This is a genomic window from Streptomyces sp. YPW6 (assembly GCF_018866325.1).
GTDB lineage: Bacteria > Actinomycetota > Actinomycetes > Streptomycetales > Streptomycetaceae > Streptomyces.
Map to the genome: position 1 here is coordinate 1,492,281 of NZ_CP076457.1, position 12,151 is coordinate 1,504,431.

Here is a 12,151-nt window from a genome sequence, read left to right on the forward strand (position 1 = left end):
CGACAGGACGGTCAGTCATGCCGCCGCGCCCTGCTGCCGCGACGTCCGTACCGCCGGGCCTCGCGTGCCCGCGGCCCGGCCGCCGGAAGCCGGGGGCGGGTCGATCCGGGGAACGCCTTGCGCCGCTCGGCCCCCGGAGGCCGGGGAGCGCGCGCCCGCCGGCGTTCACGCTCGGGCAGCGGGCGGACCGTGCGGACATGCAGAGGGGTGGCGCCCCGGTCGGCACCGGCCCCCTGCACCGCCTTCGTGTCGGCGCCCGGCTGCTCCGTGCCGACGCGAGGTGGCCCCGGGTCGGCACCCGGCTGCTCCGCATCGGGGTCCGCCGCCTCCCGCAGACAGCGGCGCAGCGCCTCCGGATCGAGTCCCTCGTTGCAGGCCCGGTGCAGCAGTTGGGCGAAGGTGTAGTGCGGATCGGCACGCAACGCCAGGGACAGGGCGACCCGGGCGCCCGGCTCGTCGCCCGTGGACCAGGAGACCCAGCCCGCAAGGGTGAGCGGAGCCGCGGCGTGCTCCCCGTACGGACCGACGCAGCGCCGTGCCAGCGTCCGCCACAGCCTCAGGGCGGACTGGGCCTCAGGCCCCTCCATCCATGCGGCGGCCCTGTCCCGGGTCTCGCGGTCCTGGAGCCCGAGGATGACGGCGGCGGCTTCGTCGGAACCGATCAACTGGTCGTCCCCGGCGTCCGAGAGCCCCGGCGGCGCGGGCTGCGCGTCCTCGATCCGGTCCATGAGCCTGCGCGCCAGCCGGAGCGTCTCCGTCGCGACCTCCCGCCTGGCCCGCTCGTCGAGAAGCCTCGGCAGCAGCGCCGGTCCGGCCGTGTCCAGGGCCCTCTCCTGCGCCCGCACGGCTGCCGGGGTGCGCCAGGGCTGGAGCCGCGCCTCCATGTCGCGCAGCGTGCCCCGCACATGGATGCCCGCGTAGGTCGCGGCCGCGGCCATCACCGTCGTGCCGGGCATGGCCAGGGGATTCCCCTGTTCGGGGCAGCATCGTGGGTCAGGACAGCAGTAGGACCAGTAGCGGCCGTCGGAAAGGCAGAGCGCTTCGAGAACAGGGACGTCGAGCGCTCCGCACGCCGTGCGCAGACGTTGCGCGAACGGCCTGAGCCGCTCCATGGTCTGCCGGCCGCTCGCACCGTCCGGCGAGTCCTGGCAGAGGAAGATCACCATCGCGTCGGGCCGTCCTTCGCGACGCTCGCTCCCCGAGACCAGGCATTGCGCCAGCTCGTCGGCGACCTGCCCCCATTCGCCGGGCGCCTGCGGAATCCCGAGGCGCAGCCGGCCTCCGAACCGGCCCTGGCCTCCGTGCAGGGCCACCATCACGACGCTGTCGTTGGGGTAGAAGCCCATGAGATACGGGAGGGCGTCGGCGAGGTCGGCGGGACCGCGCAGGGTGATCTGCTGCTCCCCGGCGGGGCCGGTGGATTCGTGGTGCTTGTTCATGGCTCGACGGTCCCGCGCCCCGCCGAATCCCGCGACCCCTGTGGATAACGTTATCCACAGGCTCGTGCCCGCGTTCGCGGTTTGTCGTAGACATCGGGTTGCATGGGGGCATGACCAACGCAGACCGTGCAGCGCTCAGGGCTTCGGCCGATTCCGTCCTCGCCCGCCTGGTGGGCGACGACAGCGGTACGGCCGCGCTGCGCGAGGACCAGTGGGTGGCCATCGAGGCGCTCGTCGCCGACAAACGCAGAGCTCTGGTGGTGCAGCGCACCGGCTGGGGCAAGTCCGCCGTCTACTTCGTGGCGACCGCGCTCCTCCGCGCTCGGGGCGGCGGTCCGACCGTGATCGTCTCACCGCTGCTGGCACTGATGCGCAACCAGGTCGCGGCGGCGGCCCGGGCAGGGATCAGCGCCCGCACGATCAATTCGTCCAACACCGAGAAGTGGGAGAGCGTCCGGGCCGAGGTGGCGGCAGGCGAGGTCGACGTCCTGCTGGTGAGCCCCGAGCGGCTCAACAACCCCGACTTCCGCGACCAGGTGCTGCCCGCGCTGGCGGCGGCGACCGGGCTCCTGGTGGTCGACGAGGCCCACTGCATCTCCGACTGGGGGCACGACTTCCGGCCCGACTACCGGCGGTTGCGGACCATGCTCGCCGACCTGCCGGCCGGAGTCCCGGTCCTCGCCACCACCGCGACGGCCAACGCCCGGGTGACGGCGGACGTCGCGGAGCAGCTGGGCACCGGCGCAGGCACCGACGCGCTGGTCCTGCGGGGACCGCTCGACCGGGAGAGCCTGAGCCTGAGCGTGCTGCAACTGCCCCATGCCGCGCACCGGCTGGCCTGGCTGGGCGACCATCTGGGCGAGCTTCCCGGCTCCGGAATCATCTATACGCTGACCGTGGCGGCAGCCGAGGAAATCACCGCCTATCTGCGCCAGAACGGGCACGCGGTGGCCTCGTACACCGGGCGGACCGAGAACGCCGACCGGCAGCAGGCCGAGGACGATCTCCTGGCGAACCGGGTCAAGGCCCTGGTCGCCACGTCCGCGCTGGGCATGGGATTCGACAAACCCGACCTCGGCTTCGTCGTGCACGTGGGCTCGCCCTCCTCCCCCATCGCCTACTACCAGCAGGTGGGGCGCGCGGGGCGCGGTGTGGAGCACGCCGAGGTACTGCTGCTCCCCGGCAAGGAGGACGAGGCGATCTGGCAGTACTTCGCCTCGGTCGCCTTCCCTCCCGAGGAGCAGGTGCGACGCACCCTGGACGTGCTGGCCCACGCGGAGCGGCCCCTCTCGCTCCCCGCCCTGGAGCCCTTGGTCGATCTGCGTCGGACTCGCCTGGAGACGATGCTCAAGGTGCTCGATGTCGACGGTGCGGTGAAGCGCGTCAAGGGCGGCTGGACCTCCACGGGCGCCCCCTGGGTCTACGACGCCGAGCGGTACGCCTGGGTCGCCCGACAGCGGGAGGCGGAGCAGCAGGCGATGCGCGACTACGCCTCGACGACGGCGTGCCGGATGGAGTTCCTGCGGCTGCGGCTGGACGACGAGGAGGCCGCGCCCTGCGGGCGCTGTGACAACTGCGCGGGCATCCGCTTCGACGACAAGGTCTCCACCGCGGCCCTGGACGGGGCCCGCCACGAGCTGGGCCGGCCCGGTGTGGAGGTGGATCCCCGGAAGATGTGGCCCACCGGCCTGCCCGCGGTGGGCGTCGATCTCAAGGGGCGGATCCCCGCGGGGGAGCTGTCCTTCGCCGGCCGGGCCCTGGGCCGGCTCTCCGACATCGGCTGGGGCAACCGGCTGCGCCCCATGCTGGCGGCGCAGGCTCCGGACGCTCCGGTGCCGGACGATGTCACGGACGCCGTGGTCACCGTGCTCGCCGACTGGGCGAAGGGGCCGGGCGGTTGGGCCTCCGGATCGGCTGACGCGGCTCCGCGGCCGGTCGGTGTGGTGACCGTCGCCTCACACCACAGGCCGCAGCTGGTGCAGTCGCTCGGCAGGCGCATCTCCGAGATCGGCCGGATGCCCTTTCTCGGCACGGTGGCCTACGCGCCGGGTTCCGAAGAGCTGCGGATGTCCCGGACCAACAGCGCGCAGCGGGTGCGGGCGTTGCACGAGACCCTCGTCGTGGAGTCGGAGCTGGCGGCGGCGTTGGCGGCAGCCGACGGCCCCGTTCTACTGGTGGACGACCTGTCGGACACCGGCTGGACCCTGGCCGTGGCGGGGCGCCTGCTGCGGCGGGCCGGAGCTCAGGGGGTGTTTCCGCTGGTCCTCGCGGTTCAGGGGTGACGGGGGAGTCATCCCGGTCGGGTCTGGGCAGGGATATCAGTGTCATTCCGGCTGATTCCCGTCAGCCGCAGTAATTGCTCGTTGCCGCTTGCCGGTAGGCCAGGGAGAATTGGGAGCGCCCCCGCACAGTTCTCGTCGGGCCCGGAAGGGCTGTGCCGCGGCGCGCCCTCACTCGACCCTGCCCGCACCGTGGGCGCGTAGCGAAGGGAGGACCGTGACCTTCGGATTCGCCCCGTCCTCAGCCACGTCGACATCAGCGTCCTCGGTTTCCGCCGACTCCGTCAACCGCCTAGCCCGGATGCTCGAACCGGCGGAGTGGGCCTCCGCGGGCATCCCTCTGCTGCGCAGCCCCCGGGAGGTCGTCAGCGGGCTGCACTCCCGCCACCGGCCGACTCCGGCCACCGCGGTGGTCGCGGTCCTCGACCATGAGGAACGGCTCACGGCGAGCGCCTCGTTCGCCCGGCGGCCGACGGCTGCCGCGGACGGCTGGGAGTTCCGCAACGCCCTGCTGGCGCAGCTGCGGCGGGTGATCCCGCACGATCTGCGCCGCCGTACGCCGGTCCGTACCGCGGTTCTTCTCTACTGCCGTGACGGAGACGAACGGTGGACCGAGGAGGACGGCGCGTGGATGTGGGGCCTCCGGGACGCCTGCACCCTGCACGGGCTGCGCTGCGGCGCGTACATCACGCTGACCCGCGGGGGCTGGCAGGTACTCGGCGAGGGCAGGGGTGGGCGGCGGCCCAGCTCGCTGTCGGAGCCCTCGCTCCTGGCTGACACCGTCGCCCTCGGCGACCACCGGAGCGCCCCGACCCGGTCGGGCGGCGGAGCGGTGGAGGCACTGCGTCGCACGGCGGCCCGCTGAGACAACGCCGACCACCTGCCGGACGGCGCTGTTCGTCGACCGGCAGACCCGGTCACGGCCGGGAGATCCGACGGCGGTGTCCCCCGGCCGCCCGGGCGGGCGGCCGGGGGACGCCCGTCAGACCCCGGCGCCGAGTGCGGAGTTGATCGTCTGCGGGTCTCCGCAGACGATCAGCAGCGCGCCGGCCCGGTCGCGTGCGGCGGGCAGGGTGCGCGCCACGGTCCGGTCGTCGTCACCGTTGACCGCGACGACGACCACGGTCCGGGACGCCGCCCGGCCGGCAGCGGAGACGTCGGCGAAGAAGACGTCGTCGCCGGCGTCGTGCTGGGCCCAGTAGGCGGCTTCGCCGAAGGACAGCTCGTGGGCGGCCCACGGGTGCTGTTCGCCGGTGGTGAGCACCAGGATGTCGCCCGGTGCGCGACCGGACTCCAGCAGCAGGTCGACGGCTTCCTCGGCCGCGTCCAGCGCACCGGCCGCCGGGGCCGGGATCAGCTGGATCTGCGGTGCGGAACGGTTCTCGGCCGGCTTCGGACGAGCAGAGGCAGGCGCGGGAGCCGTCGGGGTCGGGTGGGCGCGCTGCGCCGGGGGCGCGGGTCGCGCGGGACCGGGGCCCGGACGGCCGGGACGCGGGGTGGCCGCTGAACGCGGGCCGGGGACAGGGCGAGGGGTCGGCGCGGTGCGGCCGGCGGCCGGCGTGACGCGGGGACCCTGGGCGCTCTCGGGAATCTGAGGCTCCTCGGAGATCAGAGGCAGGAAAAGTGGTCTGAGGTGAACGCCGGTATCGGCGGCATGGTCGAGAGGGCGCGTGTGCGCGATCAGAATTCGAAGCCGAGCTGGCCCCCGCTTTCGAGTGCGGCCGCCTCGGCGGAAATACGGACCTTCTTCAGGTGCTGCCACCGGGGCAGCCCGTCCAGGTACGACCAGGAGAGACGGTGGTGGGCCGTGGGCCCCCGCTCCTCCAGTACGGCCCGGTGCACGGGCGAGGGGTACCCCGCGTTGGCGTCGAAGGCGAAGTCTTCGCAGTCCCCGGACGCGGCACCCAGCTCGGCCATCATCCGGTCACGGTGCACCTTGGCGATCACCGAGGCCGCCGCGACCGCGATACAGGACTGATCGCCCTTGATCACGGTGCGAACCTTCCAGGGAGCGCCGAGGTAGTCGTGCTTGCCGTCGAGTATCACCGCATCGGGACGGACCGGCAGCCCTTCGAGGGCGCGCACGGCGGCGAGCCGCAGAGCGGCGGTCATTCCCAGGTCGTCGATCTCCTGCGGCGAGGCGTCGCCCACGGCGTAGGCCGTGACCCAGCCGCGCAGGACGGGTTCGAGCTCGGCGCGCCGCCGCGGGGTCAACAGCTTGGAATCGGTGAGACCTTCGGGCGGTCGGCGCAGACCGGTGATCGCCGCACACACGGTGACGGGTCCGGCCCACGCTCCGCGTCCGACCTCATCGACACCGGCGACGGTCCTGGCACCGGTGGTAGCGCGAATCGAGCGCTCGACGGTGTGCGTGGGTGGTTCGTACGGCATGGCGCCAGCCAGCGTACGCCGAGAGCCACGACAGCAACACCCCGGGGCACCGTGAGTACGGCGAATCAGCCACCGAGGGCAGGTTCGAGGAGCCCGTGGGCCCGCCGAACGCAGCGGAGTTCGGCGGGCCCACGGGCTCAGCGGTGTCGCCGGCCGGGAGCGGGGCTGCCGTGCGGAGGGCCGTCGCTCAGTACGGGTCGTAGCCGTCGTCATCCGGTTCGTAGCCGTCGCGGACCCCGTCCGTGCCCAGGCGGTAGCAGTCCCGGCCGTCGCCCTGCACCGGGCGCTTCTCCAGAATCTCCTCGGCCCGCGCCTCTCCCCAGCTCGTCGCGTACCAGGGGCTGTCGGCGTGGAGGACCTCACGCTGGATGATCCGCAGCGCACAGGAGCGTTCCGGTTCGGGCAGGCGGTCCAGGGCCGGTACGGCGTCGGCGGAGAGACCCTTGACGTATGCGATGTCGATGCCGGCGGACTCGTGGGATGCGAAGCGCTGGACGTTCTGCTCGGCGATCAGTGCGTCCGGCGAGAGCAGCCCGAACGCCAGGACCGCGGCCGCCGCACTCACCGCGACGGCCCGCGGCAGGAACCGCGCCCCGAAGATCCCGGCCGCCAGGATCAGGAGCAACACCACTCCGAGCCAGAGCTCCATCGCGGCGACGGATATCCGCAGCCTCGTGAGGCCGTACTCGTCGACGTACAGGTCCATGCGGCGTAGCGCGGAGGCGACGACGACAAGGGTGAGGGCGCAGAGGGGGCCGAGGACGGCGCGCACCAGCGTCCGGTCCCGGCTGCCGCCGCGCGGAGCCCGGCGCAGGGCCAGGGCGATGACCAGGAGGGTGAGCAGGGTGGCCCACAGCAGCTGCCAGAAGCCCTGGCGGGCGTACTCGGCGTGTTGGAGCCCGGTCTCTGCCCGCACCTTCTCGTAGCCCCCGAGGAGGACGACCAGCTGGAGGGCGATGAACGCGGCGAAGAGCAGGTTCAGCACGATCAGCGGAAGAGCCCATTCGACCCGCCCCCGCGGTGTGCCGGGCGACAGGGTGATCCCGTCCCAGCGGACCGGGGCCGCAGCGGCGTACGCGGCGCCGAGCGCACCGGCCAGACCGAGCGCGAACAGGAAGATCCGCCAGGGCCCCTCGGCGAACGAGGCCTCGGGCATGAGGCTGCCCAGCAGGTCCGCGAACGCCGCGTCCGCGCTCGCGAAGAGCGTCCCGAAGACCACCAGCAGCACGAAGGCCACGACCGTGGTGCGCAGGGCCGCACCCCAGCGCGCCCGGGAGCCGTCGGCGCGGGTGCGTATCCCGCGTACGCCCCAGATGATGCCGGGGACGATCGAGTCGAACAGGCCGAGCGAGCCGATCAGTACGCCCGGCCAGCTGCGGCTGCCGTGCAGCGCCAGCGAGCCGAGCGCGAAGGCGGACACCACGGCGAGGAACGTGGGCAGGCCCGCGTCCCGGAGCGCGGGTACGACCAGCAGTGCGAGGCCGCCGATCGCCCACGTCGCGGTCCAGGGCCGCAGGCGGCGGCCCGCCGACCGTGCGGCGAAGAAGGCGGCCAGCGCGGCGGGCACCGCCACGATCAGGAGGTTCACCCCCAGTCCGTCGCCCAGCAGGAGCGCGCTCAGGACGGCGGTGGCCAGGACCGACCAGAGCACGGCGGGACGGATCAGGGGCGGAGCGGGGGGCCGGAGCCGGGCCGTCACGCCGTCCTCCGTGCTGTCCTTGCCTCCGGGCGCGCCGGCCGTGTTCTGCCAGGGGTTACCGGGTCCGGCTGCCGGTGGGCCGACGCGGGACGGCGCACCGGCGGTCGCGGTGGTCTTGTCGGACGCGGCGGGCGCGGCGGGCGCGGCGGGCGCGGCGGGCGCCGGAGATTCCGGTTTCGGCTTCCGTTCCGGTTCCGGTTTCGGTTGCCCTTTGCGTTCCGGTTCCGGTTCCGGATTGGGTTCGGATTGCTGCTGCGCACCGGCTTCCGGTGACTGTTCCGGCGGTCTGGACGCCTCGGACGGCTGATCGGACATGGGACCCCTCCCCCACCGATGCCGGGGCACGGCCCACAGCCGACGCACGGCCCGGTGTCTCATTCGGCGCGCGCACCCAAGATCAACGAGGGGTGGCGTGGCCGAAAGATTAGTCCCGAACTCGCGTTCGCAGATACGCAGAGTGATCCTGTGGCAGGACCGTGACAGATGAGCAGCGGAGCGGGGCTGTCACCGGGGGGCGAGGGACAGCCACGCCGGCGGCTCCTCCGTCTGCGCCAGCCAGTCGGAGGGCGGCGCTCCGGTCTCGCCCGACGCGACGACACCGCCGACGATGGCACACGTCGTGTCGACGTCGCCGCCCGCCTGCGCCGTCACCCAGAACGCGTCCTCATAGCTGCCGAGGCGTCGGGCGGCGGACCAGAGCGAGAACGGCACGGTGTCGTGGGCGCTGGTCCGGCGGCCGTTGCCGAGAACGGCGGCGACCGTCCCCGCGTCGTGGTAGTCCAGCATGTCGCGGGCCCGGCGCAGCCCCGCGCCGACCGCGCTGCGGGGCACGAGCGCGATGACGCCGTCGAGGAGGTCCTCGGGGCTCGGCGGGCCGCCGGGGGCAGCGGCGAGCGAGGCCGCTGCGGCCACGGCCATGGCGCCGACGACGGCCTCGCGGTGCTGGTGGGTGGTGTACGACGAGATCTCCGCCTGGTGCGTCGCCTGCTCCGGGTCGTCCGCGTACCAGGCGCCGAGCGGGGCGATGCGCATCGCGGAACCGTTGCCCCAGGAGCCCTGGCCCTGGAACAGCGCCGAGGACAGCTCCCGCCAGTCGCCGCCCTCCCGCACGAGCCTGAGGAGCCGGTTGACGGCGGGGCCGTAGCCGCGGTCGAAGTCGTGGCGCTCGGCGAAAGAGCGGGCCAGCGCGTCCTGGTCGATACGGCCGTGCCCGGCGAGCACGGCGAGGATCGAGCAGGCCATCTCGGTGTCGTCGGTCCACTGCCAGGGGCCGGGCGGCAGGGCCCGCTGTCTCAGCAGGGGGTAGTTGGCCGGAACGAAGAACTGGGAGCCCAGGGCGTCTCCCACGGACAGCCCACGCAGGCTGGCCAGGGCGCGTTCGAAGCGCCTCGCGGAAGCAGAGTCAGCGGTCATCGCACAGCCACTCTAACCGGTGCGGCCGTACGGTTCAGGGGCCCGCCAGCGTTGAAAGGGCCGGTCGAGGGCGTAGCGGCCGTTCTCGCCCAGCAGCAGGGTCCGCGTCTCGCCGTTGCCCGGATTCGACAGTGACTCGAACTCCGCGACCGACCAGTGGAACCAGCGCATGCAGAACAGCCGCATCGTCAGTCCGTGGGTGACCAGGAGGACGTTCTCCGGGTGGTCCTGCTCCTCGAAGCTCCGGTACAGGCTCTCCAGGAACGCCCCGACCCGGTCGTAGACGTCGGCGCCGGACTCGCCCTGGGCGAAGCGGTAGAAGAAGTGCCCGTAGGCGTCCCGGTAGGCCTTCTGCAGCCGTACGTCGTCCCGGTCCTGCCAGTTTCCCCAGTCCTGTTCGCGGAGCCGGGGCTCCTCGCGGACCCGGACGCGTGCCGGATCGAGATCGAAGGCCCGGAACGTCTCGTGGGTGCGGCGGTAGGGGGAGATGTAGACGCTCACCCGCTCGTCGCCGAACTGCTCGCGCAGCCGCTCCCCGGCCTCGCGGGCCTGCCGCAGACCGGTGGCGGTGAGCCGGAGCGCGTGGTCGGGCTCCCGCTCGTACACCGTGTCGTCGGCGTTGCCCTCGGACTCGCCGTGGCGGACGAGGACGATGCGCTGCGGTCGTGCCATGTCCCGAGCCTAGAACGGATCGGACCCGCGCGATCGGTCGGGGCAGCCGGAGCGGGCCACCTGGGGCACACCACCCGGAACAGACCGCCCCGATCACACCGCCCGGGAACGAGCCGTCCCGGCCGGCCCCCGTCCCGGAACGGGTCGTCGTGGTCACAGCGCCCCTGATCAGGCAGCCCGGATCACACCGCCCGGGAGCAGACCGCCCCGGTCGCGCCCATCCCGGAAGGGGTCGTCCCGGTCGCACCGCCCATGAGCAGGCCGCCCCGGTCGCACCCGCCCGGGAACGGGACCACCCGGGTCACACCGTCCAGGACAGCTCCAGGTCCACGACGTCCCCCGTCAGCGCGATCACGTCCGTCTCGGTCTGCGCGCGGGCCGCCAGACGCTCGGCTCCGGCCGCTCGGTACTTGCCGCGCTCGGCGTTCGACTTCCACAGGGAGAGTGCCAGGAACTCGTTGCCCGGTGCCTCACCGAACACACCGCGCAGCATGCCGGGCGATCCCGCCATGGCGGGATTCCATACCTGCTGCTGCATCAGGACGAAATGCTCGGCGCGGTCCTCGTGCACCCGGCTGTGCGCGATCCTGGCGACGTCGGCCTCCGCGAAGTGGGGCTCGAAGCCCGTCTTCACGTCGAAGCGGCGCTCGAAGAGGGTGACCTGCATATCGCGGAACATGCCCGACTGCCCGGCAGCGAGCCGGTCGTGCCCGCGGGCCATGAAGGAGTCGTAGAAGACGCGGTTCTCCCAGAACGCGAAGACGTGGGCGACATCGGGGCGCGTTCGGCTCCACCCGCCGCTCTGTCCCCGGAATCCCGGCTCACCGACCAGCCCCGCCCACTTCCGCTGCCCCCGTTCGAAACCATGACGGTCCACCACGGAACAGCGAATCCACTTCACCAGCACCGCGCCATCGTACGGCGCGGAACGTGGCACGCGTCACGGTCCCGGGGAGTGCACGCGAACCGGCCGTTCCGCTCCCACGATGATCACCATGACGACGCTGCACGCCCATCCCCTGTTCGACCGTCTCGCCTCCGCCCGGCGCATCCTCGTCGCGGGAGCGGGAGGGGGGTTCGACGTCAACGCGGGTCTGCCGTTGGCGCTCTCGCTGATGCACCAGGGCAAGGAGGTCCAGCTCGCCAACCTCACCTTCAGCGCGGTCGAGGTGTTCCGCGAGGAGGTCCGGCAGCGCCCACCGCGCAGGATTCCTCACTGAGGCGCGGTCTGCGCCGCGCGGGCCGGGCGTCGGGTCCGCACGCCGGACCTCCCGGTTCCGAGTGCGGCTTCGGACTTCGCCCCTCCGACTCCGACTCCGACTCCGACTTCGGACTTCGGACTTCGGACTTCGGACTTCGGACTGCAGATGGCCCGAATCCGCCGTCCGATTCCTGGGCAGTTGGTTCAGCGGCCGGTTCCGTACATGATCGGGTCAGTCGTGTATCGGGCGATGAGAACGGTCCAAGGGCCGTCGGCCGGGAGGGGATTTTCTTGAGCACTCCGAACAAGGACATCGACAAGGTCGAGGTACGGGTCAAATGGGACCCCAGTCCGCACGGGGAGGCGCCCAACGATCTCGACATCATCGCGGCGACCTACCCGGCCGACGATCCGTACGGTGCCCCCGCCTATCTCGTCCACTTCGACAGCCGTTCCCCGGACGGCACCATCACGCTGAACCGGGACAGCCGGACCGGGCAGGGTTTCGGCTTCGACGAGGTCATGACGATCGAGCTGGACCGGCTGGCCGAGCGGTACGGGCGAGTGGTGGTCGGCGTCGCCATCCAGCAGCGCGAGGGGCACAAAACCTTCGGCGCCATAGAGAACACGGCGATGGAGATCGCTGAGGGCTACACGAAGCTGGCGGAGAACGACTTCTCCGACGTGGCGTGGGCGACTGCGGCAGTCATCGGGGAGTTCACCCGGGACAGCGCGGGCCTCTGGGGCTTCCGGTCGGCCGTCCGCGGTTACGACGGCGAGCCCGACACGTTCGCCGCCGCGATGGGAAGCCGGGCCGCCGAGGGCTGACAGCGGCCAGTTCCGGACAACCCGGGGTGGTAAGGCGAAGGGGACCGGCGAGTGGCCGGTCCCCTTCGCCCGTCTCGCCCGTCGCGGGTCAGCTGGGTCCCGTGCGGTCCCGCCCACCCACGCGCGTCCGGTACGGGCGGAGATCACTTGTTCCCGGGATGCGCTCTTCCCCGGCATCCGGTTCCCGATCGGGGAGCGCACGCAGCCTCCAGTGTGGTGGGGACGGACA

Annotated in this window: 11 protein-coding genes; 4 read left to right on the plus strand and 7 right to left on the minus strand. The window is 72.5% G+C overall.

Annotated features, from left to right (window positions below; genetic code table 11):
- Positions 1-11: 11 nt before the first annotated feature.
- Complete coding sequence (locus tag KME66_RS06505) at positions 12-1,439, minus strand: DUF4192 domain-containing protein (RefSeq protein WP_216319997.1); 1,428 nt, start codon at positions 1,437-1,439, stop codon at positions 12-14.
- Between the two features lie 110 nt (positions 1,440-1,549).
- Between KME66_RS06505 and KME66_RS06510 the strand changes: the two genes are divergently transcribed.
- Both KME66_RS06510 and KME66_RS06515 read left to right on the plus strand, forming a co-directional pair.
- Entirely contained in the window at positions 1,550-3,721 is a 2,172-nt protein-coding gene (locus KME66_RS06510; protein ID WP_216320000.1) for a RecQ family ATP-dependent DNA helicase, read from the plus strand.
- A 214-nt stretch (positions 3,722-3,935) separates the two neighbouring features.
- The gene (locus tag KME66_RS06515; RefSeq protein ID WP_073228142.1) at positions 3,936-4,583 is read left to right on the plus strand and encodes a hypothetical protein; all 648 of its coding nucleotides are present in this window, start codon (positions 3,936-3,938) and stop codon (positions 4,581-4,583) included.
- Between the two features lie 117 nt (positions 4,584-4,700).
- Here KME66_RS06515 and KME66_RS06520 read toward each other — a convergent pair whose 3' ends face one another.
- The 6 genes from KME66_RS06520 to KME66_RS06545 form a co-directional block, all read right to left on the minus strand.
- Positions 4,701-5,336, minus strand: a complete 636-nt coding sequence (locus tag KME66_RS06520) for a hypothetical protein (protein WP_216329123.1) — start codon at positions 5,334-5,336, stop codon at positions 4,701-4,703.
- A 62-nt stretch (positions 5,337-5,398) separates the two neighbouring features.
- Positions 5,399-6,109: a ribonuclease HII gene (locus KME66_RS06525; RefSeq protein WP_216320003.1), complete on the minus strand. Its 711-nt coding sequence runs from the start codon at positions 6,107-6,109 to the stop codon at positions 5,399-5,401.
- A 187-nt stretch (positions 6,110-6,296) separates the two neighbouring features.
- Positions 6,297-8,123, minus strand: a complete 1,827-nt coding sequence (locus KME66_RS06530) for a DUF4153 domain-containing protein (RefSeq protein WP_216320006.1) — start codon at positions 8,121-8,123, stop codon at positions 6,297-6,299.
- Positions 8,124-8,312: 189 nt separating this feature from the next.
- Complete coding sequence (locus tag KME66_RS06535) at positions 8,313-9,221, minus strand: ADP-ribosylglycohydrolase family protein (protein WP_216320021.1); 909 nt, start codon at positions 9,219-9,221, stop codon at positions 8,313-8,315.
- A gap of 12 nt (positions 9,222-9,233) precedes the next feature.
- Positions 9,234-9,893 (minus strand): histidine phosphatase family protein, encoded by a 660-nt coding sequence (locus KME66_RS06540; protein ID WP_216320024.1) that lies wholly within the window; start codon positions 9,891-9,893, stop codon positions 9,234-9,236.
- 301 nt (positions 9,894-10,194) lie between these two features.
- Positions 10,195-10,800, minus strand: a complete 606-nt coding sequence (locus tag KME66_RS06545; RefSeq protein ID WP_073228158.1) for a YdbC family protein — start codon at positions 10,798-10,800, stop codon at positions 10,195-10,197.
- 88 nt (positions 10,801-10,888) lie between these two features.
- Between KME66_RS06545 and KME66_RS06550 the strand changes: the two genes are divergently transcribed.
- Complete coding sequence (locus KME66_RS06550; RefSeq protein WP_216329811.1) at positions 10,889-11,113, plus strand: hypothetical protein; 225 nt, start codon at positions 10,889-10,891, stop codon at positions 11,111-11,113.
- Positions 11,114-11,385: 272 nt separating this feature from the next.
- A complete protein-coding gene (locus tag KME66_RS06555) occupies positions 11,386-11,922 on the plus strand; it encodes a TerD family protein (protein ID WP_216320027.1) in 537 nt (178 codons plus the stop codon).
- The last annotated feature ends 229 nt before the right edge of the window (positions 11,923-12,151 follow it).

Coding starts and splice junctions, on each gene's coding strand:
- KME66_RS06505 (WP_216319997.1), bottom strand. CDS start 1,439: ATGAACAAGCACCACGAATCCACCGGCCCCGCCGGGGAGCAGCAGATC.
- KME66_RS06510 (WP_216320000.1), top strand. CDS start 1,550: ATGACCAACGCAGACCGTGCAGCGCTCAGGGCTTCGGCCGATTCCGTC.
- KME66_RS06525 (WP_216320003.1), bottom strand. CDS start 6,109: ATGCCGTACGAACCACCCACGCACACCGTCGAGCGCTCGATTCGCGCT.
- KME66_RS06530 (WP_216320006.1), bottom strand. CDS start 8,123: ATGTCCGATCAGCCGTCCGAGGCGTCCAGACCGCCGGAACAGTCACCG.
- KME66_RS06535 (WP_216320021.1), bottom strand. CDS start 9,221: ATGACCGCTGACTCTGCTTCCGCGAGGCGCTTCGAACGCGCCCTGGCC.
- KME66_RS06540 (WP_216320024.1), bottom strand. CDS start 9,893: ATGGCACGACCGCAGCGCATCGTCCTCGTCCGCCACGGCGAGTCCGAG.
- KME66_RS06550 (WP_216329811.1), top strand. CDS start 10,889: ATGACGACGCTGCACGCCCATCCCCTGTTCGACCGTCTCGCCTCCGCC.